The sequence below is a fragment of the Arthrobacter sp. AQ5-05 genome, assembly GCF_003287975.1.
Lineage (GTDB): Bacteria > Actinomycetota > Actinomycetes > Actinomycetales > Micrococcaceae > Paeniglutamicibacter.
Genome location: NZ_QMKQ01000013.1, coordinates 69,937 through 91,307 on the forward strand (window position 1 = coordinate 69,937; position 21,371 = coordinate 91,307).

Genomic DNA, 21,371 nt, shown 5'->3' on the forward strand with positions numbered 1-21,371 from the left:
GCCGATGAACCGCGCCGCCCGTCGCGCTGCCGCACGAAAGAAGGATCGACCGTGACCACACTTCCACCTCCTCTTAGCGCGCTGGAGGCCCGCCTGGGCTTTTCTCCTGGCACCCTGGACGCCGAGGAGCGAGCACGCGCCGAGGCCGCACTGGAGGACGCCGCAACCCTGGCCCTCGCTGAGGTCTCGGCCGCCAAGGCCGCCACATGGCTAACCGACGCTCCCGCCGTCGTCTCCCTGGTGGTCCTGAAGGCCGCACGTCGCGAGTTTGAAAACCCGCGCGGGCTGAATCAGGAGTCACTCGGCGAGCATTCCGTCGGCATCACGGACACCTCCGGCGTCTATCTCACTAAGCGCGAGGTCCAGCAGATCCGCCGAGCCGCCTCGGGCCGCTCTGGTGGCTTTGTCGGCTCTATCCGCATCAAGTCTGCATACGAGGAGGTCTAGATGCTTCTAGACGCTCCTGGAGCCTCCAGGACCCCTCCCATCTTCCGCCTACGCGCCAGCGTCACGACGGACTACTACGGCGACACCGTCGAGGACTGGGAAAACCCCGTGAAGGCGCCCCTGAAGCGCGCCCAGGTCCAGGACGTCGAAACGATCGCGGACGACGGTTTCACCCGCCGCGTGATCAAGGGCCAGCGGCTCCTAATCGTCCCTGGCGCCGTCGACCTGGCCGCCACCGACCGCGTCGAGATCCAGGGCCAGGTCTGGCGCATCGAGGGCCTACCCGTCACCCGGCGAGGGCTCGCATCACGCGTTTACACGCGCGCAACCCTGACCCGCTCCGAGGCATAGCCCCACTCTCAATCTCCCCTCCCCCTCTAGCATCACCGCCTCCCCGCTACGAAAGGACCAAGCAATGAGCACCGCCCAACCAGCCATCCTGACACTGCATCAACTCGAACGCCGCGCGAAGAACCGCGCGACAAGCGCCCTCCGTAGACTTCGCCCCCTAATCGTTGACGAACCGGAGCGCACCCCGCACAGACTGCAACGTCCGTATTCCCGCGCCGAGTGGCGCACTTTGCCCGAGGCCGAGCGCGTCCGTCACGCGCGCAAAGCCTTGCAAGGCCAAGCGTTCGACCGCCTCGTCGCAGAATATCGCATCATCGAGACGCCCGATCCTGCCGAGTAGCCCTGACAAATCATCTACGCGGCGCTGAGCGATCAACAGCCGACGAATGACCAAACACTCATAGGCACTGGCAAAGACGCTCAGATCGACGCCTACGGCTACGCCTTTCAACGCCCGCTAGCCGTGCCCGCTAGAACGAACAGTGTCCCAAGGTCTCGCCGTACCTCGGCGCCGGAGTGGGGCGGGACTCCCACCTCCCCCTACCGGCCCAGGTCGAAGCGACATAGCGCCTGACAGCGTGCGTGCGAGCGGTGTTCTTGGGAATCAAATCCGCCCCCCGATCAACTACCTACTGAAGAAGGACTCATGACGAACAACAGCGCACCGGATCACGGCGCCGCCCCGCAACACCTGGGCGAAGCCGGAGCGCGGCTCTATGCCTCGGCCGTCGCCGACTACGAACTGACCATCCCCGAGACCGCCGCACTACTCCAGGCAGCCGAGACCGTCGATACCCTGCGCATCCTGGAGGACTCCATACGCGCCAACGGCCCAATCACGCCGACCGGCCGCCCAAACCCGCTCCTCGCCGAGGCACGACAACAGCGGGCAATCTTGGTCCGCCTCCTCGGCCTCCTGGATCTGCGCCTCGACGAGGAGGACGACACCGCCAGCCCGAAACGCCCGTCCGCTTCCCGCCAGGCACAGAAGGCTGCCCGAGCCATGCACGACAAGCGCCGGGGCCGCTGACATGGCCCGCCGCAAGAACACACCCGGCGCATCCCCTGGCGGCCAGGGACGCGGCCAAATGCTGACGCCCCGCGACCGCTCCGGCGACCTCCCGCCCTGGACGCCGACAACGCCGCCTGACGGCTGGAGCCCGGCCAGCGCCTGGGAGGCGGCCGAGGACTACGCGGCCGAACACCATGCCGACCACACCGGAACCTTCCAGGCCCTCACTCGTGCCGCCTACCGCGAGATACTCCGCGCCGTGCCTGGACTTCACCGCCATGACGTCATCGCGCGTCTTTCCGGCGTCAACCCTCGCACACCCGGCGCACTCGACGACTTCCCCGACTACGACGACGACCTGGACTAACGGCCCCGCTGATCGAAAAGGAACCACCCATGAACGACTTCACCGCGAATCTCACGGCCATAACCGACCGCTACGGCGACGACGCCCCGGCCTTGTTCGAGGCCGCCTTTCGGCGCCGCGAGTATCGGTTGAGGCACGGCGGCAAACACTGTCCCATCTGCGAACGGGACCTAACTGTCTCGGCGTTCTCCCGCGACAGCCAGGCACGCGACGGCCTCCGTGGCTACTGCCGAGAATGCGACCGCGAGAAGTATCTGGCCCGCCAGGCCGCCAAAGCGGCAAAAGCGGCCGCGTGAAACAAGGAGCCTCAACGCCCGCGACCCGGTAGACACGTAAAGCCCCATGCTAGTTCTGGCTAGCTTGGGGCTTTTCGTTCGTCTGGCAGGAGCTATGCCTTGCCCTGAGCCTCCATCAGATCCCGCAATTCTGCCGTGACGGCGTTTAGTGCCACCTGAACTTCTACCGAGTCCCGTTGCCAACCTTCTTTGGACTCGTCAGAAATGAACTCAAGTAGCCCTGCTTCGTCCCTATCGACGGCACCGGCCCAGTTGCGCGGTATACGGTCCGCGCCAAGTGCGCCAACAAGCGCTCCCGCCTCGGCGCCCATGTCCTTACTTATGTCTTTGTCCACATGACCGCCGCGGCGGCGGATCTGCGCCAGCCGGAGCAACGCCTCCATTTCAAACATGAGCTTCGCCTGGCGGACGGCAACCTCGCGGTCCCTCGCGGCTATCGCTCGCGCGTTCCGCCGATCCAGCGCCGAGACGGTAAGGGCGACGATAGATGCGCCAACAGCAACCACAACGGCGGCCGCTTGAATCCACAACATGATCTCTTCGGTAGTCATAGCTGAACACTACGGGGCGCCGCCGACGCATAGGCTCGGCACCCGGCAACGTCCACATGCCTGGACTCTACGTTGAGCAAGGTGTGACACCGGCGTGCCCTGACCTAAATTTCTTCGACAGAGCACGCCCATTGTCCTACTGCCAACTATTTGGACACTTTGAGACAATCACCCGAAGCGCCCGCCTCTCATCAATCAGTGAGAGGACCTACTACACACTTGCTGTCTCTTTCATTTAATCGAGCTTTATACGGTCCGGATCAACATAGACCGCATAAGCGCACAGTTCGTCATTGGAATTTAGATCGAATGCTAATTTGTCATTATTCTCGTGCCCGGCTGCTTCACCGAGTTTCACAAATGCTTTCAACTCGCCGAACGTCAAATCAGACGTCAAGTCTAGTGTCACTTTTACTGAGAGGTTAGGTTCCATGCCCCTAGTATCGCCCACTGCCCATACAACCGGACATCGTCGCTACGTCTCGTCACAAAATTGGCGTCCGGGAACTATCCGGTACCTGCGCTGCGAATCCCTGCACTTCCAATCACAGCCCAACAAAGCAATATTTGAAAACAGTTAGCGGCGCTAGCCAAACACCGATGAACAGTAACCGTTAGGCTCGACCCTATGACCTATGCCTTCCCTTCCAGCCCTTCGGCGCAATCAATCCTGGCGGACATGGAACTAGGAACCTTGGGCGAATGGATGGGGGCACTCGCCACCCTTGCCGCTGTCGGAATTTCCTTGGTTCTTGCGTTGACTAGTCACATGCATGCAAAACATGAACGAGCGAATGCCGCCGAGGACCGGCACGAATTTAGACGCCAGCAGGCCGAGGAAGAGGAGCACCGCAAACGGCGGCTTGCTGGCCAGGTTACGGTAGTCTCAAGTTTGTCTCACGGTGACTGGGGCACGCTTCGTCTTTACGAGGTCCATAACGCGGCCGATGAGCCTATTTTTCAGGTATCCATTGTTGAGCACCGTTCAGATTCTGAGCCCGCCGGATCGAATGCCTATCTTCCTCGCGTTGTGAAGAGTTGGAATGTCATTGAAGCACGAGGTTCACGCCATCACGAGGGGCAACCCCGGACCTTCCACGACAGGGCCGCGCCTGGCGAGGACGTCAAACCCTGGAACCGTTCGCTTCAGTTCGACGACGGTCTAGGCCAACGATGGAGTCGATTGGAGACAGGGGAACTCCGCCAACTGGTCTGGAGTGAAGAACCGGACAGTACGAGGGGCGACACTACCTCGTAAAAGTCTGCCTGTATGAGAACATTCTGGACGCATCCAATCGTAATAGCTTAGAATGGTCTTACCGAAAACCCGCTTTACATGGCGGAGGATGCCGGCGCGGCGGACCTGATCTCCGGCGGCCGGCTGCAGCTGGGCATCAGCCGTGGTTCACCCGAGCAGGTCATCGACGGCTGGCGCCACTTCGGCTTCTCCCCCGCCGACGGGGAAACCGACGCCGACATGGGCCGGCGGCACACCGAACGACTGCTGGAGGTGCTCACGGGCGAGGGCTTCGCTGAACCGAGCCCCAACCCGATGTTCCCGAACCCACCGGGCCTGCTGCGCGTTGAACCGTACTCGGCGGGCCTACGCGAGCGCATCTGGTGGGGTTCGGGCTCCAATGCGACGGCCGTGTGGGCCGCAAAGCTGGGCATGAACCTGCAAAGTTCCACGCTCAAGGACGATGAGTCCGGCAAGCCCTTCCACGTGCAGCAGGCCGAGCAGATCGAGCTCTACCGGCAGGCGTGGAAGGAGGCAGGGCACACCCATGAACCGCGGGTCTCGGTCAGCCGCAGCATTTTTGCCCTGGCCGACGAACGCGACTGGCAGTACTTCGGCCGCGACCGCAACAGCTCGGACCAGATCGGCAACATCGACGCCAAGACTCGCGCGGTCTTCGGCAAGTCCTACGCCGGGGAACCCGACGAGCTGGCCAAGAAGCTGGCCGAAGACCAGGCCATCGCCGCGGCAGACACCCTGCTGCTCACGGTCCCGAACCAGCTCGGCGTCGAGTACAACTCCCACGTGATCGAGTCGATCCTGACCCACGTGGCACCTTTGCTCGGTTGGCGGTGAGCCTCCGGGAACAGGAGACCGGCCCAAGGCACCCGCCTGCCCCACGGTGGCCGCGCCGAAAGTACCTAGTGGTGGGCGTGCCCGCCGTGGGTGGCGTCCTTGTCGCCGGTGTCTAGCTGGTGGCCGTGGCCGCCGCCCATGACATCGGTTAGCGAGACCGCCGGGGAACGCACAAGCAGCGGCAGGATCAGCTCGTTTTCCTTGCGTTGGTGGCTGTCGAAGGCCTCGAAGACCGCAGTGGCATAGGCGACCGCGGCTGCTCCGTCGCTCTGGCCAAAATGCCCGACGAGCCGCTTGATCAGGGCATGCTCTTGGACCATCCCCTCGATGAGCAGCCTGCCCTCGGCAAGCGCCCCGGCCGCGGCGTAAGTGGTGGCTTCTTCCTCGTCGGCGTGCGGGACAAGGACTTCCGCATACCACCCTTGGAGCTGCCCGCGGACGCTGGCTTCATGCCCCGGCCCGGCTTCCCGCAGGGCGGTGGTGATCCGCTCCAGCTCCGCGACCATCCCCGCGTGGTGGGCCCGGATTTCGTCGGCCAGCTGCGCATCGCCGGCGTGGTCGCCATCGTCCACGTTGGCCGATTCCCAGGCATTGCCGTGTTCGTGTTCCCCAGCGGTCATGGTGCTTCCTTTCCCTTGCGGGTGGGCTCCAGCGGCCACACACCGGCTTGGACCCAGTATTGCCCGTGCGGTCCCCAAACGCCAGGGCCCCTGGACCCCTCCAGGGCAAGGCCGCCCAACACTGGCCGCAGCCAGGTGGCCTGCGCGTGCGGCCTGCCGTAGGTCGACCCCAACGACATGCCCCTTGGACCGCACCAGAGCGTCCCTGTTGCCACCTGGATGTCGGGCCCCTTCGGCTTCGATTCCTCAACGACGCGTCCGGCCTTGGCCGATGCGGCAAGCATCCGTTCCCGGGCGGTCTTGGCCTCGCGCAGCGCCCGCAGCCCGGATGCGCCGACCTGCCCGCCAGCGCGCGTCCCGGGCGGAACCGACCCGCACCGGCACATCCCCGCCCTGGCCAATAGGACATTTGCTGTTGCACAATCAGGCATGCAGACACCCACTGACGAGATCCAGGGCCGGGACACGCTTCGCTACCTGCGCCTCATGCTGTTGGTCATTCCGCTGCTGCCCCTGGTGGCCATCACCCTGTATGCCTGGTGGACTTGAAACATCGGGGACTCCATCAGTTCCTACTACCTCGGCCCGGCCAGGAACCTGTTCGTGGCGATGATGGCATCCACCGGCGTGCTGCTGGTGGTCTACAAGGGGCCTCCGCTGGAGGACCAGGCACTGAACCTGGCCGGATTCTACGCAATGTTCGTGGCTTTCGTCCCCGCCGGACCGGGCCAGACGCCGGGCGCCCTGGACCCCGCTGCGGCCCGGCAGCCCATCCGCTCCATCCAGGTCTTCGTGGTGGCTGTGCTGGTCGTGGCGGTGGCGTTCGGGTGGCTGGAGTGGAAGACCCGCAGCTGGGCGCCGCACTCATTGCTGCAGCGCACGGGAACACGTTGGCTGGCCGTGGCAGGCATGCTGCTGTTGGCGGGGTTCCTGGTGTTTTTGCTGTGGCGAACGTTCGAAGGCAGGAACTTCGTCGGCGTCCACCTGGCCGCGGCCCTGCTCCTGCTCCTGCTCGCCAGCATGGGCGTCGCGATCGCCAGCCATCTGGGCAACGGCAGGCTGGGTGACACCGACACCAGCGGCGGGCGGGCTACTCCACTATGCGGGGTTGCTGGTCCTGATGGCGCTGGGAGTGGTGGCTTGGGCCGTGCTGGCCGCGTTCGGGGTCAGCCAGGCGGTCTTCTTCGTCGAGTGGTACGAGATCGCGCTCTTCTTGTGGTTCTGGTACCTCGAAACCCGAAGGACCTGGAATCCCGCGCCCGCCCCGGACACCGGGCACGGCCGGCATGCAGCGGCCTGAGTCCGGGGTCGCTGCCCCGGCGCCGGCGGGGGCTGGGATGCTACTTCGCCGCGGGCTCCTTCGGCCCCTCGCCCTCGAGCAGGTCTCACCGCGAAATAGCGGCAAACCCGCCGTGCGAGGTCACAGCGGCTGTCGACGCACCAGGCGTGTGCCGGTCTTGGCCAGCATCAAGACCAGCAGCAGGATCCCCACGTAACCGTTGAGCACGTAGACGATGTTGACCATCTGGGAGAAGGGCAGGAGCAGTCCGATGACGGTTCCGGCGGTTGCCAGGCCGATGGTGAGGTACTTGAAGCGCGGCGACTTGTCGGCGAAGAATCGCGAGGAGACGGTCCACAGCAGCGGCACTGCCGTCGTGTAGATGCCGGCGAGGATCATGACCGAGATTCCTGCGGCCAGCACCGGGCTCACATCCCTGGCCAGCACGAGCATCGGAATCTCGGATCCGCCGACCTCCACGACGTTCGCGAGCAGGCCCAGGCCAACGATGATGCAGGCCACCGAGAAGGCAATCGATCCAACCATGCCGCCGGCGGCCGCCTCCTTGCGGCTGCGCGCCGTCTTTCCGAGGGCGGTCAGGAAAGCAGCCAACCACAGCATGCAGAAGCCCACGTAGGACAGCCCCGCCATGAACCAGTTGGTGGAGGCCTGGGTCAGGTCCAGGGTCGGCAGCAGGGCGCTGCCCTGGGCAATCCCACCCGGGCTGCGGAATATCCCCAGCAGGCCCAGCGCAATGGCGACCACGACGATGACGGGACCGATCTTTCCGATGACATCGACCAGGGACTTCAGGCCAAACCAGACGCTGATGCCGACAACCACGGCGAGTCCGACGCCTCCGGCGTATCGCGACATTCCGTAGTGCTCCTCGAAGACGGCGCCGGCTCCGGCGACCATTACGGTGAAGCTCAGGAAAACGAACAGGATCGAGAAGTAGTCGAAGAACGTGCCCAGGTGCTTGCCGCAGTAGTAGTGGAAGATCAGCGAGGGTCGCTCGAATTTCTTCGCCTGTCCGACGACGAAGAACTCGACAGCCACATAGGTCATGAGGACCAGGACCAGCAGGCCGGTGCCAAAGACTCCCCAGTACCCGTAGGAGGTGAAGTACTGCATGATCTCCTGGCCGGTGGCGAACCCGGAGCCGATGAGGAATGCAATGATTGCCCCGGCGTAGGTGAGAACGCGCAGGAAGCTCGCCTTTTCGGTGGTGTCAAGGTGCGCCCGAGTGGGGGCTTTTTGTGGCATGTTGCTGTTGTCTCCCGTGGTTCTCTCCGACGCCACCGGAGGCGCGCCGCATGGTGATATATCAATTGTCCTAGAACGATATGTCTCACATGTGACCTAGTCAACAAACAAAAGTAATATGACGCGCCTCACGCCGATCAAGCTTGGGCTTGGTGGCAGCGACTGACCAATGACACCGATGCAGCTCGTCGGCACCGGTGTCGCTGGTCAGAACCTCCCCGCCACCACCGAGTGGAGCTCGAGCCAGGCACGTTCGCGGTTTTCCCGCAGCATTTCCTCCTGCCGCGGCGAGAACACCAGCAGCGGGCCGAAGATCCGTCGACGGCGCGGAGCCGCATGGGCCGCCGCAGTCGTCCGAGCGGTGAGTTTTCTGGCCAGATGGCGGGCAGCTGCAGGATTATCGAAGGCTGATTGGACGTTGAAGGCGTCGGTTGAAGTAGTCATGCATCAAGCGTGAAACGACCGGTGACAGCTGACCACCATTCGGCTATTTCCGAATCCTTACCTCAACGAGGCGGCAAGCCTAGACTCGGTGACATGCAGATCAGACTGTCGGCCGAGGACCTGGCCCGGGTGCGCTTCACCGTCTCGCCCCTGTGGGAAACCGTCACCAGCGTGCGTGCCCTGCAGCTCGGAACCCGCTTGCACCGGCCCTGGATCACGGAGGCGACCTCGCGCATCCTTGCTTCGAGGGACACCGCGAAACAAGACCACCTGAAACTGCTCACCACATTGGTCCGCCCCACCGGGTTCATTGCCGACTCCTTGACGCCCACCCCGCTGCGGCAGGACACCTTCGAAGCAGGGCTCACGGCGGTCGCCGCCGTGCCTCCGGAGTTCTGGGTTCGCGACCTCAGCTATCTAGTGGCGGTCGAGCGGGAGCAAACCAGGATGGAGACCATCCGCGCGTTCTGCGATGATCCTGCCTCCGGAGTCACTCGGCTTGTCGACGCCTTGCGCTGGTACTGGGAGACGACCCTTGAGCCATACTGGCCCAGGCTGCGCGCCATGCTGCTTGCGGACCTGGACTACCGTCTGGCGCTGCTGGCAGGCCACGGAATCCACCAGGTCTTCGACACCCTGCACCCCAGCGTGCGGCGCACCCGCTACGGGCTGGAGGTCACCGCGAACTGCGACGGCTCGCACCATGCCGCGCCGGGCAACGGGCTCATCCTGGTGCCCAGCGCATTCGTCTGGCCGCGAACCCTGGTCCTGGATGTCGAACCATTCGTTCCCACACTCACCTATGCCCCGCGCGGGGTCGGCCGGCTTTGGGAGAACAGCCGCCAGGTGAAGGACTCCCCCGTGGCCAAGCTCCTGGGCCACACGCGGGCCACGATCCTGGCCCAGCTCGACCTCCCGATGACCACCACCCAGTTGGCCTGCGCCCTGGACCTGGCAGCGGGAACAGTGAATGGGCACCTGAAGGTGCTGGAGGCTTCGGGGCTCACCGATACCATCCGTGCCGGCCGCGAGGTTTTCTACCGGCGAGCGGGCCTGGGCGAAGACCTGCTGGCCCGGGCGTAGCCATCGGCCATCCGGGAATGTCGCCCCGGCTGGGTAAGGTCGGGGCATGATTGATTTCAACAATGCCTCCGTATTCAAACTCAGTCCGTGCAGCCCGAACGACGTGGCCGGGGAAGTCACTCCGCTCTTCGTCCAGGGCGAGGAACTGCTTGCGGCCTTCAAGGGCGTGCGGGACTACGTGGTCTTCAGCAACAAGCGGCTGATCGCCGTGAACATCCAGGGGATCACCGGCAAGAAGCGCGACTACACGTCGTTGCCGTATTCCAGGATCCAGGCGTTCTCCGTGGAAACCGCAGGGACCTTCGACCTCGATGCCGAGCTGGATTTGTGGTTCAGTGGCCTGGGCAAGGTCCGCCTTGAATTCAAGGGCAAGGTCGACGTGCGTGCGCTCTCGCAGCTCATCGCCTCCCACGTCCTGTAGCGCAACGTGATCCTGGTGCCGGCCGGACTTTGCGATTAACCGGAAATACACAGGCCAATGTTGGCATCAAATCTATTGTGTTGTTCGTTGAACCTGAAAGAGAGAGACCACCGAACCAACCAACGGAGCCCCTTGCCTTCATTCCGCACGGCCACGAGCTTTGCGTTTGCCGACCGACCGGAACTTCGGGAGGCAGACTCCCTTTCCGGTGATTCGTCGCGCCGCCGGACCGTCGTACTGCTGGGGATCGACGGGGCCGGCAAGACCACCACGGCCACAGCCTTGGTGGCTTCCCTCCGGAATTCCGGGGCACGTGCCCAGCTGTTGCGCAACCCGGCCGGGCGCCGCTGGATGACTCGGGTGGCCGCCCGGTTCGGGACGGCGTTGACGCCGGCTTGGGCGAATCGACTTGAATCGGTCGTCCGGTGCGTCAATGTCCTGCTTGCCCACACCCGTGCCGTCGGTTTTCACGGAACCACCGTCATGGATCGCCACGTGGCCTGCCAGCTGGTCTTGCGTTCCGTCCGGGGCCTGCCCCAAGGTGTCGTCTTGCCGTGGATGCTGGCCCGGCTTCCGCGCCCGGATGCGATCGTCCTGATCGACGTCCCGGCCGATGTCGCATACTCCAGGATCCTGCTGCGCGGAGAGGACAGCGAGACCCTTGCGTATTTGAGCTCGTCGCGCGAGGCCTACCGGAAAATTGCGCTGGCCAGGGGTTGGCACATCGTCGACGGGTCCGGCACGCCCCGGCAGGTGGCCGACGATGCCATGCAGGCCGTGAGGCGCACTTCTTGAGGCAGCCGGCACCGCACCGCTTTTTCCTCGAACTCCGACATGCCCCCCGTCTTCCCTGGAGATGACCCGCTCCAACCACCGCTTTTCCTTGTTGACGTGGGTCGCGATGAAACACCTGTTGTTTGGCCTCTAAAAAGACCCGGGCTTCTTCGGCGATTTCCCGCGGACCTCGACCCATTTCCGGCTTTCTTGCCCGGATCGGTGGTCGAGCGGCCGCATTTTTAGGTTTCGCAAAGAAACGCAAATCTTTCCATCAAAACCCTCTAGCCGACTCTGGCAAAGTGCGGAAATGTAGTTCTTACGCAGAAAGAACGCCGGAACAACCTACCGGGAACATCAACGAAGATGATCCCGAACCGGCACCGGCAACCAGCAAGGAGAAGGCAATGACCGAGCAGAACTCGACCGAGAACCGTATCGCAGCAATCGAACAGGATTGGGCAACCAACCCACGCTGGAACGGCGTTACTCGTGATTACTCGGCAGCAGACGTCGTGAAGCTGCAGGGCTCGGTGCAGGAAGAGCACACCCTGGCTCGCCGCGGCTCCGAAAAGCTCTGGAAGCAGCTCACCGAGGAAGCCCCGACCGGCGGCTACACGAACGCACTGGGCGCCCTGACCGGCAACCAGGCAGTACAGCAGGTCAAGGCCGGCCTCCGCGCCATCTACCTGTCCGGTTGGCAGGTCGCCGCAGACGCGAACCTTTCCGGCCACACCTACCCGGACCAGTCCCTCTACCCGGCCAACTCGGTTCCACAGGTTGTCCGCCGCATCAACAACGCACTGCTTCGCGCCGACCAGATCGAGCATGCAGAAGGCATCAAGAGTGTTGAGGATTGGCTCGTGCCGATCGTGGCAGACGCCGAAGCCGGCTTCGGCGGCCCGCTGAACGCCTACGAACTGATGAAGTCCATGATCTCCTCCGGCGCCTCGGGCGTTCACTGGGAAGACCAGCTCGCTTCGGAAAAGAAGTGTGGCCACCTCGGCGGCAAGGTCCTCATCCCGACCCAGCAGCACGTTCGCACCCTGAACGCAGCCCGCCTGGCAGCGGATGTCGCCAACACCCCGTCGGTAGTCATCGCCCGCACCGACGCCGAGGCAGCCACCCTGATCACCTCCGACGTCGATGACCGCGACAAGGAATTCGTCACCGGCGAGCGCACCGCGGAAGGCTTCTACAAGGTGACCAACGGAATCGAGCCCTGCATCGCCCGTGCCAAGGCCTACGCACCGTACTCCGACCTCATCTGGATGGAGACCGGCACCCCGGACCTGGAACTTGCCCGCAAGTTCGCCGAGGCAGTCAAGGCAGACTTCCCGGACCAGATGCTCTCCTACAACTGCTCCCCTTCCTTCAACTGGAAGAAGCACCTGGACGATGCAACCATCGCCAAGTTCCAGCGCGAACTCGGTGCCATGGGCTTCACCTTCCAGTTCATCACCCTCGCTGGCTTCCACGCCCTGAACCACTCGATGTTCGACCTTGCCCACGGTTACGCCCGTGACGGCATGACCGCCTACGTCGACCTGCAGGAGCGCGAGTTCGCCTCCGAGGCACGCGGCTACACCGCAACCAAGCACCAGCGCGAAGTGGGCACCGGCTACTTCGACGACATTGCCACCGTTCTGAACCCGAACGCCTCCACCCTGGCTCTGGTGGGATCCACCGAAGCCGGCCAGTTCCACTAAACCAACTTCGGCGGTTGCCGCCGCGGTTCCGGTGGGCCGGCTGGAGACAGCCGGCCCACCGACCCTCACGTATTTCCCCATATTTTTCCCGGCGCACCGCCACCAAAAATCTTGATTCAAGAAGGAGTCACAGCCATGAACGATCCAATCACCCTGAACGGTATTACTTTGGTCGCTGCCCCCGTCCGCCGGCAGGAACAGATCCTCACCCCCCAGGCGCTGGACTTCTTGGCCCAGCTCCACAAGGCATTCGACGGACGCCGCGCAGAACTGATGCAGACCCGCCAACTCAACCGTGCACGGATCGCCAACGGCTCGGACCCGAAGTTCCGTCCCGAGACCAAGCACATCCGTGACGACGCCACCTGGCAGGTTGCCCCCATCGCTCCCGGCCTGGAGGACCGCCGTGTGGAGATCACCGGCCCGACCGACCGCAAGATGGCCATCAACGCACTGAACTCCGGCGCCAAGGTCTGGCTGGCCGACCTCGAGGATTCCTCGACCCCCACCTGGTCGAACGTCATCAACGGACAGCTGAACCTGCGTGCGGTGTTGGATCGCAACATCGACTTCACCTCGCCCGAGGGCAAGGAATACAAGCTGGGCGGCGAAAATCTCACAGACCTGCCCACCATCGTGGTTCGCCCCCGAGGCTGGCACCTGCCGGAGAAGAACCTGCTGGTTGGCGGCAAGCCGGTCTCCGGCGCATTGGTCGACTTCGGCCTGTACTTCTTCCACAACGCCCAGCGCCTGATCTCCCAGGGCCGCGGCGCCTACTTCTACCTGCCGAAGATCGAGAACCACCTGGAGGCACGCCTCTGGAACGACGTCTTCATCCTGGCGCAGGACCTGGTGGGTATCCCGCAGGGCACCATCCGCGCCACGGTCCTCATCGAGACCATCACCGCGGCCTTTGAGATGGAAGAGATCCTCTACGAGCTGCGCGACCACGCAGCAGGGCTGAACGCCGGCCGCTGGGACTACATCTTCTCCATCATCAAGAACTTCCGTTCCCGCGGCCCGCGCTTCGTGCTCCCGGACCGCGGCATGGTCACCATGACCGCGCCGTTCATGCGCTCCTACACCGAGCAACTGGTTCGTGCCTGCCACCGTCGCGGTGCCATGGCCATCGGCGGCATGGCTGCCTTCATCCCCAACCGCAAGGACGAGGCAATCAACACCGTGGCCTTCGAGAAGGTCCGCGCCGACAAGACCCGCGAAGCCAACGACGGCTTCGACGGCTCGTGGGTGGCACACCCGGACCTGGTTCCGGTGGCCCGCGAGGTCTTCGACTCGATCCTGGGCGATAACCCGAACCAGCGCGAGAACACCCGCGACGATGTCACCCCGGACGACAAGGAACTGCTGAACATCGCCGGCACCGAGGGCAAGATCACCGAGGCCGGCATCCGCAACAACATCGAGGTGGGCATCCGCTACATGGAGGCCTGGCTGCGCGGCAACGGCGCCGTCGCCATCCACAACCTCATGGAGGATGCCGCCACCGCGGAGATCTCGCGTTCGCAGATCTGGCAGTGGATCCAGCAGGCGGCCATCACCGACGAGGGCGAACTGATTTCCCGCCACTGGGTCGAGGCACTGACCGAAGAGGAATTCGAGAAGCTTTCCCGCTTCGAGGGCGACCGCTTCGACGACGCCCGCGAGATCTTCGAGGCATGCGCCCTGCGTGAGGACTTCCCGACCTTCCTCACCGTCCAGGCATACAACCGCTACCTGCGCGAGGCCAAGGCACTCGAACCGGCAGCGTAGATCCGCTGTGGCGGCAGGGGCAGGGGGCAAGCGCAACGACGCGAACACCCCCTGGTCCCCGCCACCAAGCAACAACTGAATAGACTTCGATCGTCCCCACCGGCAGAGCTGCCTATGGCGGGGACGATCGTTTTCTGCCCAGTCTTCCCTGAAATTGTCGATCACTGCCAAAACCCATGCGTTTTCCTGTGAACTGGCATGATAAGAGCTGGCGATTCCCGAATTGACCAACTTATTCACTCGCAAAGTAAAAGCAGGGGTTCCACGTGGAAGATAACAATGCCGATAGTTCGGTCGATGATCCGGTCCTGATCCGCATTTGTCGCTTTTGCAGCGTCCAGTCATCTGTCTCGGGCAATTTCTGTCCTAATTGCGGGAAGCCTTTTGGCAGGAAAAACCAACTGTCACCCAAAATCCTCTGGGGAGTAATTGCTGCGGTTTTGGTGGTGCTCGGAGTAGTCCTCGCCGTTTTCCTTACCCAGCAGGCCTCCGCCAAGAACGCCGCGGAAGAGGCTTTGGCCTCGCAAGTAGCAGCGGCTTCGTCGGCGGCAGCGAGTTCGTCCGCAGCTGCGGCCGCGGCATCCGCTGAACTTGCAGCATCTGCTTCGGCCGCGGCCGCTTCTGAAGGCGTAGAGCGAGCGGTGCGCAAAGTATACGTTTCGGAACTTGAGTCCAGCATCGAAAAAGATGCCAAGGCCCGAGTCAAGAAGGGCACGTTGACCGGTCCGATCAGGCGAGTGAGCTGCACTCCCACAGGCGGGGGATCTCTTGATGACCTCACTAGTCTGACAACCACGTTCGAATGCATAGCAGTGAACAAGACCAATAAGGACAAAACCGAAAGCGGCTATGTCTTCACATCGACCATGAACTGGGATGATGCTTCCTACTCCTGGCATCTGGGACGCTAGTCGTTCTCCTTTCTTCGGACTTTTGGCAACGGTGACGGCTTCGCCGGGCCAAAAACGATGGCAACCGCACGGGGCTGTCGGCAATGACACCAACCTCCGCGTCATCAAATGCCCAAACCCGCCAAGCCCGGGGCCGATAATTGTGGATGGCCCCGATTCGGGACCAAAAGCAGGAAGAACCCCAGAAGGAGCCCGGTGAGCCAGCCACACGATCCCCCCACGAAACTCTTCACCCGGGATTTCCTGCTCGCCGCCACCGCCAACCTGTTCATTTCCATGGTCTTCTACCTCTTGATGACCTCGATGGCGATCTACGCCGTGGACAGATTCAATGCTTCGGACAGCGCCGCCGGATTGGCCTCGAGCGCGTTCATCATCGGTTCGGTCACCGCGCGTTTCTTTGCCGGCAAGCTGCTGGTCGTCCTGGGACGCAAGCGACTGATGGTCATCTCGCTGTGCGTGTTCGTGTTGGCCTCGGTGCTCTACATCTTCAGCGACACCATGTGGCTGCTGCTCATCGTCCGGTTTGTCCATGGCATGGCTTTCGGATCGGGCAACACCGCGATCGCCACCGCGGTCCAGGCCATCATTCCCCCGGCACGGCGCAGCGAGGGAACCGGATACTTCGGTCTTTCCACCACCTTGTCCACCGCGGCGGGCCCCTTCTTGGCGGTGGTGCTGGCCGCGAACGGCAACTACACCTCCGTCTTCGTGTTCTGCACGGTTTCATCGGCGTCCGCACTGGCCATCGCATTGACGATGCACATGCCAGAGCCGCCTCGGCTGCACGCCAAGCACGAGGGTGCCCCGCGGCGCGGCAGCTTCATCCGTTCCATCATCAGCCCCGCCGCGCTGCCCATCTCCCTGGTGCTGCTGGTCTGCGGCATCGCCTACTCGGGGATCATCTCTTTCCTGGCCCCCTTCCTGATTTCCAGCTCCATGGCCGAGGCCGCCAGCTGGTTCTTCCTGGTCTACGCCGTCACGGTGCTGGTTTCCCGGCTCTTTGCCGGACGCATCCAGGACCGGCGGGGCGACAACGCCATCATGTATCCGCTGCTGGTCGTCTTTGCCCTGGGCATGGCGGCGCTGGCGTTCACTCCGAGCAACCTGACCGTCGCCTCGGCCGCGGCACTGACCGGATTCGGTTTCGGGGCGCTGATGCCCTGCGCCCAGGCCATTGCCGTGAACGCGGTGCCCCCGGCGGAACTCGGCGTGGCGACCTCGACATTCTTCCTGATGCTTGATGTCGGGATCGGCTTTGGGCCGGTGATGCTGGGAATGCTCATCCCCCACCTGGGCTACACAGGCATGTTCGGGATCCTCGCGGTGCTGTCGGCCCTTGGCATCGCCCTGTACTTCCAGGTCCACGGCCGCCATGCGCGCGGCACCCGGCCCAGGACGGCCTAACCGAGGGTTCCGAAGATCCGTCCGGGGCTGTCCCTCAGGAAGGCAACGACAGTCCACAGGACCAGTGCCAACGCGGCTACCCACAGGATCAACAATCCCACCTGCAGGTAGAGGAAGGCCCCGACGAAGGAACCCATCGTGATCATGGCCCAGAGCGCGCCGTACGGCAGCCAAGCCCACTTGGGTCCGCCGACCAGCGCGGTCGCCAGGTGCTGGCCCATCTTCACCAGGGCCCCCGTCATGTACGTCAGCCCCACGCTGACTTCGCCGCGGCGCGTATAGGTCGCGTTGATGGCACCCATGGACATGGCCATCAAGGCCGCTGTCCACACGGCATGGAGCGACCCGAGCGTGGTCAAGGCCGCAGCCACCAGGAAGACCGAGGACACCGAGAGCACCGCTCCGCGCCGGTGCACCGACGGCACCTGGCTGGCCAAGGTCGCCGCGGCCACGCCCAGCACGAAGCTGAGCACCAGCCCGATGGCCAACGCCCACTCGAAGTAGTTTCCTTCTGCGAGTCCCGCACTGGAACGGGTCGAGTTCCCGCTCATGAACGAGACAAAGAATCCGCCAAAGTGGATGAACGCCACGCCATCCACGAATCCGGCAATTGCGGTTAGTCCACTGGCAAAGGCGACTCCCCGCCATCCCAAAGACCGCGCCACGTGTTTTCTCCTCATCCGTGCCCCGGCGCAAAGCTACGCTCCGGGCTGGGGCACCCGCAAAATCATGGGCCCGGTGCGCGCTCAAGATCGCTTCCGGCTCCCACCCATTATATTGACGCGCCCAAACCGGGCTGCCTCGACGCACGCAGGCCGCGCTTTCAGGTTTTCGCCCGGCCAACTTGCAGTGCGGGCTTGGGGGTGATCCACGCCACCGAACCACAACCGATTCGGGTTGCCCACTTATCATTGAACAAGCCCCTTCCAACCAAAGGTTTATTTCCGTGCCCCAATTTGCCCAGGCGCTTGCCCGCGGTCTGAATGTCCGCCACGTCCGATTCATGGCCCTTGGCTCGGCCATCGGCACCGGACTGTTCTACGGTTCCGCATCCGCCATCCAGGCCGCCGGCCCGGCGGTCCTGCTGGCCTACATGCTCGGCGGCGCCGCCGTCTTCATGGTGATGCGGGCGTTGGGCGAGATGGCGGTGCGGCACCCGGTCTCCGGGTCCTTCGGCCAATACGCCTCCAAGTACCTGGGCCCGTTCGCGGGGTTCATCACCGGCTGGACGTTTGCTTTCGAGATGGCGATCGTCGCAATCGCGGACGTCACCGCGTTCGGCATCTACATGGGATTCTGGTTCCCGGATGTGCCGCGCTGGATCTGGATCCTGGCCGTGGTCTTCTTCATAGCCGCGCTGAACATGATGAAGGTCAAGGTCTTTGGCGAGACAGAGTTCTGGCTCTCGCTGATCAAGGTCTCCGCCATTATCGCCATGATCATCGGCGGGGTGCTGATCGTGCTCTTCGGCTTCGGGCTGCCGGCCGAGGCGAACCCCGGGCTCGGCACCCTGCTTGCAGCCGGAGGGTTCTTCCCCAACGGCTTCTGGGGATTGCTGGCTTCCTTCTCGATCGTGATGTTTGCCTTTGGCGGCATCGAGACCATCGGCATCACCGCCGGCGAAGCTGAGAACCCCAAGAAGGTCGTCCCCGCTGCGATCAACACCGTACCGGTTCGCATCCTGTTGTTCTACGTCTGCACCCTGGGCGTACTGATGATGATCTACCCGTGGAACCAGGTCGGCTCGGAGGGCAGTCCGTTCGTGCAGATCTTCGACTCCCTGGGCATCCCCGCGGCGGCACATATCCTCAACGCCGTCGTGATCACCGCCGCGATCTCGGCCATCAACTCCGACATCTTCGGGGCCGGACGCATGATGTTCGGCCTGGCCCAGCAGGGCCACGCCCCGGCATCCTTCGCCAAGATCTCCCGCAACGGGGTGCCCTGGATGACAGTGCTGACCATGGGCATCGTGCTGCTGGCCGGCGTGGTGCTCAACGCGCTGCTGCCCGAATCACTGTTCCTGATCATCGCCTCGATCGCGACCTTCGCGACCGTCTGGGTATGGGTCATGATCCTGCTCTCGCACATCGCCATGAAGCGGGCCATCAAGCGCGAGGGGTTGCCCGCCTCGGAGTTCCCCTCCCCCTGGTGGCCGGCCGCTTCCTACGTGGCGTTGGGCTTCATGGGCTTTGTGATCGTGCTGCTGGGCATCATGCCCGCCACCCGCGTGGCCCTGGTCGTGGGCACCGTGTGGATCGCGTTCCTCTTCGTCGCCTACAAGGTATGGGTCCGCGGCAAGGGCCACGAACGTGCCGAGCTGGTCGACGAAACCGGGCGCGAATACGTGTCTGCCGATTCGCACTAGCGGACAGGATCCCGCAGTCGCATCGGCAGGACCCCCGGGACGCTCAATGAGTGGTCCCGTGGGTCCTTTTGCATTATGGCGATCCATTCCGCCAGGGGAAATCGATGCGCGTACCTGCATTTCCGGCCGAGCGAGCAGCCAATCCGCCAATCTCCCGCGCCCGGGAATCCGAAGCCATCCCCACTTCCGGCCGGGCCGGTGGCATCCGGCACCGACCGGTATTGGTGACCAAGGCCCCGCTCCGGCCCGGCGATTGCAGGGAATATGCCCTCCGGCTCGGCTGTTGCCCAAGGTATGACTGAAACCCGCCTGAGCGTTGACATTTATTCCGACATTGCCTGCCCCTGGTGCTTCATTGGCAAGCGCCGCTTCGAGACGGCCGTTGCGGCCCTTCCCTTCGGGGACAAGGTCGACGTGACATGGCATGCGTTCCAGCTCGATCCTTCGCTGCCGGACCACTACGAAGGCAGCGAAGTGGACTACCTGGTCAAGGCCAAGGGCATGCCCGCCGAGCAGGTCGCCGGAATGCTCGAGCATGTCACCGCCCAGGCAGCCGGGGAAGGCCTGGACTACGACTTCGAGGCATTGCGCCCGGCCAACTCCTTCACCGCCTTGCGCCTGCTGGCGCTGGCCAAGGAGCGCAACCTCGGCAACAAGATGAAGGAAGCCCTGCTCTCGGCCCATTTCGAGAAGGGCGTGGACACCGGCAGCACCGCGGCGCTCCAAGGCATCGCCGATTCCGTGGGCCTCGACCCGGCGGAATCAGCCGAGGTGCTCTCCGGGGACAAGTACGCCGATGCGGTGCGGGCCGATGGTGTTCGTGCCCGCGAGCTGGGTGTCAGTGGCGTACCGTTCTTCGTCCTGGAGGACAAGTACGGGATTTCCGGCGCCCAGCCATCGGAGGTCTTCGAGCAGGCCCTGAACCAGGTCTGGAAGGAAATCGGAGGCGAGACCCTGCAGATGCTCGGCACACCCTCACCAGACGGTGAGGTGTGCGGTCCCGAGGGCTGCAGCTAATCCCGCTATTTGTCTTTTTGCTCCGTCGACGGTTCCGGTTTTTCCGGGGCCGTCGACGGCTTTGCATCGCCCTTCGGCTTCGGCGGGGTGCAACCAAGCTTCCCGGGCTTCTTGTTGACCGACTTTTCCCTGACCAGGTCCTTGTACTTGGTGCCAACGACCAAGTCCACGGTCTTCCCCGGGCGCTTGGGATCATAGACGTAGGTCAGGTCCTTGATGTGCCGCTGCACCGTCATGGCTTGGGCGTAACCGTCGGGCCCGGAGGTCACGGCGCCCACCACCTCGACGTTGGACAGGCGCGCGTTGCCCACGTCCCCGACCTTGAATCCGCGTTTCTTCAGCTTCGTTGCCGTGGCACCGGCCAGGCCAGAAACCTGCGTGGCGTTCATGACGTTGACCTTCATCTTGGCCGGGTCGACATAGTTGAACTTCGTGGTGGGGCAGGCCTCGTTCACCGCAATCGGGGCCTCGGCAACCGGCTTGGGCTCAAGCGCATCGATGATCAGGGAACGGGTGTTGACCATGTAGGCCAGGACCAGGGACGCGATCAGGACCAGCAGGATAAACGTAAGGATGATTCCGTGGCGGATGGTGCGCCGCTTCTTGATCCTGGCATCCGTGGTGAATTCGGGGCTCGCCAATTGGTCTTCGGAGATGATTCGGTGGCCGTGCCAATCATTTGGATCGGTATTGCGCGCCAAGGTCTCCCCTAGTCTTCCAGGACCAGCACGCGGGCGTGCAGGATCGAACGTTGGTGCAGGGCCGTGCGGACGGCGCGGTGCAGTCCGTCTTCCAGGTAGCGGGTGCCCTTCCACTGCACGACGTGCGGGAACAGGTCCCCGAAGAACGTGGAGTCCTCGGCCAGCAACGCCGCCAGGTCCAAGGTGCTCTTGGTGGTCACCAGCTCGTCAAGGCGCACCTGCATGGGCGCTACGGAAGACCAGTCCTTCGGGGTGACGTAGCCGTGTTCCGGGTACGGGCGGGAATCGCCGACAGATTTGAAGATCACTTGACCAGCTTAGGAAACTTCTAGCGACATTTGGGCCGATCCACGGATTTTTGTGCGAGTCGCGGATTTCTTAGGCGGTTTCACAGCCTGCGTCAAGGGTCCCGACGCATGGATTCACACTACGGAACGGGACGTAACCTTCACTGTCACAAACCAGCCGACCGGGTGCATTCTTGA

At 63.5% G+C, this 21,371-nt stretch carries 26 protein-coding genes and 1 pseudogene; 19 read left to right on the plus strand and 8 right to left on the minus strand.

From position 1 onward, the window contains the following. Window positions 1-51 precede the first annotated feature (51 nt). The 6 genes from DQ353_RS12535 to DQ353_RS12560 all read left to right on the plus strand — a co-directional run bounded on the left by DQ353_RS12535 (window position 52) and on the right by DQ353_RS12560 (window position 2,473). A complete protein-coding gene (locus DQ353_RS12535) occupies window positions 52-447 on the plus strand; it encodes a hypothetical protein (protein WP_113763087.1) in 396 nt (131 codons plus the stop codon). Then, window positions 448-798, plus strand: a complete 351-nt coding sequence (locus DQ353_RS12540; protein ID WP_113763088.1) for a hypothetical protein — start codon at window positions 448-450, stop codon at window positions 796-798. A gap of 64 nt (window positions 799-862) precedes the next feature. Continuing rightward, window positions 863-1,138, plus strand: coding sequence for a hypothetical protein (locus DQ353_RS21315; RefSeq protein WP_146755244.1), 276 nt, complete (start codon window positions 863-865; stop codon window positions 1,136-1,138). A 306-nt stretch (window positions 1,139-1,444) separates the two neighbouring features. Further along, window positions 1,445-1,828 (plus strand): terminase, encoded by a 384-nt coding sequence (locus DQ353_RS12550; protein WP_113763090.1) that lies wholly within the window; start codon window positions 1,445-1,447, stop codon window positions 1,826-1,828. A 58-nt stretch (window positions 1,829-1,886) separates the two neighbouring features. Beyond that, window positions 1,887-2,177, plus strand: coding sequence for a hypothetical protein (locus DQ353_RS12555; protein ID WP_113763091.1), 291 nt, complete (start codon window positions 1,887-1,889; stop codon window positions 2,175-2,177). Between the two features lie 29 nt (window positions 2,178-2,206). Continuing rightward, window positions 2,207-2,473: a hypothetical protein gene (locus tag DQ353_RS12560; RefSeq protein ID WP_113763092.1), complete on the plus strand. Its 267-nt coding sequence runs from the start codon at window positions 2,207-2,209 to the stop codon at window positions 2,471-2,473. 92 nt (window positions 2,474-2,565) lie between these two features. Here the strand turns inward: DQ353_RS12560 and DQ353_RS12565 are convergent, their stop codons facing one another. Continuing rightward, window positions 2,566-3,024, minus strand: a complete 459-nt coding sequence (locus tag DQ353_RS12565) for a hypothetical protein (protein ID WP_146755245.1) — start codon at window positions 3,022-3,024, stop codon at window positions 2,566-2,568. A gap of 235 nt (window positions 3,025-3,259) precedes the next feature. Further along, window positions 3,260-3,457, minus strand: a complete 198-nt coding sequence (locus DQ353_RS21700; protein WP_181578372.1) for a hypothetical protein — start codon at window positions 3,455-3,457, stop codon at window positions 3,260-3,262. A gap of 195 nt (window positions 3,458-3,652) precedes the next feature. On the opposite strand from DQ353_RS21700, the gene DQ353_RS21320 reads away from it, so the two are divergent. Both DQ353_RS21320 and DQ353_RS12570 read left to right on the plus strand, forming a co-directional pair. Then, window positions 3,653-4,282, plus strand: coding sequence for a hypothetical protein (locus DQ353_RS21320; protein WP_146755246.1), 630 nt, complete (start codon window positions 3,653-3,655; stop codon window positions 4,280-4,282). Window positions 4,283-4,345: 63 nt separating this feature from the next. Next, window positions 4,346-5,116 (plus strand): annotated as a pseudogene (locus DQ353_RS12570) (LLM class flavin-dependent oxidoreductase); the annotation flags it as partial. A 65-nt stretch (window positions 5,117-5,181) separates the two neighbouring features. Here DQ353_RS12570 and DQ353_RS12575 read toward each other — a convergent pair. Beyond that, window positions 5,182-5,736 carry a hemerythrin domain-containing protein gene (locus DQ353_RS12575; RefSeq protein WP_113763094.1) on the minus strand — a complete coding sequence of 185 codons (555 nt, stop codon included), beginning with the start codon at window positions 5,734-5,736 and terminating at the stop codon, window positions 5,182-5,184. Window positions 5,737-5,913: 177 nt separating this feature from the next. On the opposite strand from DQ353_RS12575, the gene DQ353_RS22300 reads away from it, so the two are divergent. Together DQ353_RS22300 and DQ353_RS22305 are read left to right on the plus strand one after the other, a co-directional pair. After that, complete coding sequence (locus DQ353_RS22300; RefSeq protein ID WP_286166798.1) at window positions 5,914-6,285, plus strand: hypothetical protein; 372 nt, start codon at window positions 5,914-5,916, stop codon at window positions 6,283-6,285. Between the two features lie 514 nt (window positions 6,286-6,799). Continuing rightward, complete coding sequence (locus DQ353_RS22305) at window positions 6,800-7,036, plus strand: hypothetical protein (RefSeq protein WP_286166799.1); 237 nt, start codon at window positions 6,800-6,802, stop codon at window positions 7,034-7,036. Window positions 7,037-7,156: 120 nt separating this feature from the next. Here DQ353_RS22305 and DQ353_RS12585 read toward each other — a convergent pair whose 3' ends face one another. After that, window positions 7,157-8,281: a YkvI family membrane protein gene (locus DQ353_RS12585; RefSeq protein WP_113763095.1), complete on the minus strand. Its 1,125-nt coding sequence runs from the start codon at window positions 8,279-8,281 to the stop codon at window positions 7,157-7,159. 207 nt (window positions 8,282-8,488) lie between these two features. Beyond that, the gene (locus DQ353_RS21325; protein ID WP_146755247.1) at window positions 8,489-8,725 is read right to left on the minus strand and encodes a hypothetical protein; all 237 of its coding nucleotides are present in this window, start codon (window positions 8,723-8,725) and stop codon (window positions 8,489-8,491) included. Window positions 8,726-8,818: 93 nt separating this feature from the next. Here DQ353_RS21325 and DQ353_RS12590 point away from each other — a divergent pair, with 93 nt between their 5' ends. The 7 genes from DQ353_RS12590 (at window position 8,819) to DQ353_RS12620 (ending at window position 16,800) form a co-directional block, all read left to right on the plus strand. Continuing rightward, complete coding sequence (locus DQ353_RS12590; protein ID WP_113763096.1) at window positions 8,819-9,808, plus strand: ArsR/SmtB family transcription factor; 990 nt, start codon at window positions 8,819-8,821, stop codon at window positions 9,806-9,808. A 46-nt stretch (window positions 9,809-9,854) separates the two neighbouring features. Beyond that, window positions 9,855-10,229: a PH domain-containing protein gene (locus tag DQ353_RS12595; protein ID WP_113763097.1), complete on the plus strand. Its 375-nt coding sequence runs from the start codon at window positions 9,855-9,857 to the stop codon at window positions 10,227-10,229. 132 nt (window positions 10,230-10,361) lie between these two features. Beyond that, window positions 10,362-11,024 (plus strand): dTMP kinase, encoded by a 663-nt coding sequence (locus DQ353_RS12600; protein WP_286166800.1) that lies wholly within the window; start codon window positions 10,362-10,364, stop codon window positions 11,022-11,024. A gap of 386 nt (window positions 11,025-11,410) precedes the next feature. After that, window positions 11,411-12,712 carry an isocitrate lyase gene (gene aceA / locus DQ353_RS12605; protein WP_113763099.1) on the plus strand — a complete coding sequence of 434 codons (1,302 nt, stop codon included), beginning with the start codon at window positions 11,411-11,413 and terminating at the stop codon, window positions 12,710-12,712. Between the two features lie 135 nt (window positions 12,713-12,847). After that, window positions 12,848-14,482: a malate synthase A gene (aceB, locus tag DQ353_RS12610; protein ID WP_113763100.1), complete on the plus strand. Its 1,635-nt coding sequence runs from the start codon at window positions 12,848-12,850 to the stop codon at window positions 14,480-14,482. A 266-nt stretch (window positions 14,483-14,748) separates the two neighbouring features. Further along, complete coding sequence (locus DQ353_RS21705) at window positions 14,749-15,393, plus strand: DUF2510 domain-containing protein (RefSeq protein ID WP_181578373.1); 645 nt, start codon at window positions 14,749-14,751, stop codon at window positions 15,391-15,393. Between the two features lie 195 nt (window positions 15,394-15,588). Continuing rightward, window positions 15,589-16,800: an MFS transporter gene (locus DQ353_RS12620; protein ID WP_113763102.1), complete on the plus strand. Its 1,212-nt coding sequence runs from the start codon at window positions 15,589-15,591 to the stop codon at window positions 16,798-16,800. On the opposite strand, the gene DQ353_RS12625 is transcribed toward DQ353_RS12620, so the two are convergent. Then, window positions 16,797-17,465, minus strand: a complete 669-nt coding sequence (locus tag DQ353_RS12625; RefSeq protein WP_113763103.1) for a YoaK family protein — start codon at window positions 17,463-17,465, stop codon at window positions 16,797-16,799. The two genes, DQ353_RS12620 and DQ353_RS12625, sit on opposite strands and share 4 nt — an antisense overlap. Before the next feature lie 338 nt (window positions 17,466-17,803). Here DQ353_RS12625 and DQ353_RS12630 point away from each other — a divergent pair, with 338 nt between their 5' ends. Both DQ353_RS12630 and DQ353_RS12635 read left to right on the plus strand, forming a co-directional pair. After that, window positions 17,804-19,168, plus strand: coding sequence for an amino acid permease (locus DQ353_RS12630; protein ID WP_286166801.1), 1,365 nt, complete (start codon window positions 17,804-17,806; stop codon window positions 19,166-19,168). A 294-nt stretch (window positions 19,169-19,462) separates the two neighbouring features. Then, complete coding sequence (locus tag DQ353_RS12635; protein WP_113763105.1) at window positions 19,463-20,185, plus strand: DsbA family oxidoreductase; 723 nt, start codon at window positions 19,463-19,465, stop codon at window positions 20,183-20,185. A 5-nt stretch (window positions 20,186-20,190) separates the two neighbouring features. On the opposite strand, the gene DQ353_RS12640 is transcribed toward DQ353_RS12635, so the two are convergent. Together DQ353_RS12640 and DQ353_RS12645 are read right to left on the minus strand one after the other, a co-directional pair. Then, on the minus strand, window positions 20,191-20,826 hold the full coding sequence (locus tag DQ353_RS12640; protein WP_181578374.1) for a LytR C-terminal domain-containing protein: 636 nt from the start codon (window positions 20,824-20,826) through the stop codon (window positions 20,191-20,193). Between the two features lie 68 nt (window positions 20,827-20,894). Further along, a complete protein-coding gene (locus DQ353_RS12645) occupies window positions 20,895-21,194 on the minus strand; it encodes a type II toxin-antitoxin system VapB family antitoxin (protein ID WP_071214717.1) in 300 nt (99 codons plus the stop codon). Between the last annotated feature and the right edge of the window lie 177 nt (window positions 21,195-21,371).

What these genes read in the sequence shown, in the direction of transcription:
- DQ353_RS12540 (WP_113763088.1), top strand. Translation starts at nt 448, where the DNA reads ATGCTTCTAGACGCTCCTGGAGCCTCCAGGACCCCTCCCATCTTCCGC.
- DQ353_RS21315 (WP_146755244.1), top strand. Translation starts at nt 863, where the DNA reads ATGAGCACCGCCCAACCAGCCATCCTGACACTGCATCAACTCGAACGC.
- DQ353_RS12550 (WP_113763090.1), top strand. Translation starts at nt 1,445, where the DNA reads ATGACGAACAACAGCGCACCGGATCACGGCGCCGCCCCGCAACACCTG.
- DQ353_RS12555 (WP_113763091.1), top strand. Translation starts at nt 1,887, where the DNA reads ATGCTGACGCCCCGCGACCGCTCCGGCGACCTCCCGCCCTGGACGCCG.
- DQ353_RS12560 (WP_113763092.1), top strand. Translation starts at nt 2,207, where the DNA reads ATGAACGACTTCACCGCGAATCTCACGGCCATAACCGACCGCTACGGC.
- DQ353_RS12565 (WP_146755245.1), bottom strand. Translation starts at nt 3,024, where the DNA reads ATGACTACCGAAGAGATCATGTTGTGGATTCAAGCGGCCGCCGTTGTG.
- DQ353_RS21700 (WP_181578372.1), bottom strand. Translation starts at nt 3,457, where the DNA reads ATGGAACCTAACCTCTCAGTAAAAGTGACACTAGACTTGACGTCTGAT.
- DQ353_RS21320 (WP_146755246.1), top strand. Translation starts at nt 3,653, where the DNA reads ATGACCTATGCCTTCCCTTCCAGCCCTTCGGCGCAATCAATCCTGGCG.
- DQ353_RS12575 (WP_113763094.1), bottom strand. Translation starts at nt 5,736, where the DNA reads ATGACCGCTGGGGAACACGAACACGGCAATGCCTGGGAATCGGCCAAC.
- DQ353_RS22300 (WP_286166798.1), top strand. Translation starts at nt 5,914, where the DNA reads ATGCCCCTTGGACCGCACCAGAGCGTCCCTGTTGCCACCTGGATGTCG.
- DQ353_RS12585 (WP_113763095.1), bottom strand. Translation starts at nt 8,281, where the DNA reads ATGCCACAAAAAGCCCCCACTCGGGCGCACCTTGACACCACCGAAAAG.
- DQ353_RS21325 (WP_146755247.1), bottom strand. Translation starts at nt 8,725, where the DNA reads ATGACTACTTCAACCGACGCCTTCAACGTCCAATCAGCCTTCGATAAT.
- DQ353_RS12590 (WP_113763096.1), top strand. Translation starts at nt 8,819, where the DNA reads ATGCAGATCAGACTGTCGGCCGAGGACCTGGCCCGGGTGCGCTTCACC.
- DQ353_RS12595 (WP_113763097.1), top strand. Translation starts at nt 9,855, where the DNA reads ATGATTGATTTCAACAATGCCTCCGTATTCAAACTCAGTCCGTGCAGC.
- aceA (WP_113763099.1), top strand. Translation starts at nt 11,411, where the DNA reads ATGACCGAGCAGAACTCGACCGAGAACCGTATCGCAGCAATCGAACAG.
- aceB (WP_113763100.1), top strand. Translation starts at nt 12,848, where the DNA reads ATGAACGATCCAATCACCCTGAACGGTATTACTTTGGTCGCTGCCCCC.
- DQ353_RS12630 (WP_286166801.1), top strand. Translation starts at nt 17,804, where the DNA reads ATGGCCCTTGGCTCGGCCATCGGCACCGGACTGTTCTACGGTTCCGCA.
- DQ353_RS12635 (WP_113763105.1), top strand. Translation starts at nt 19,463, where the DNA reads ATGACTGAAACCCGCCTGAGCGTTGACATTTATTCCGACATTGCCTGC.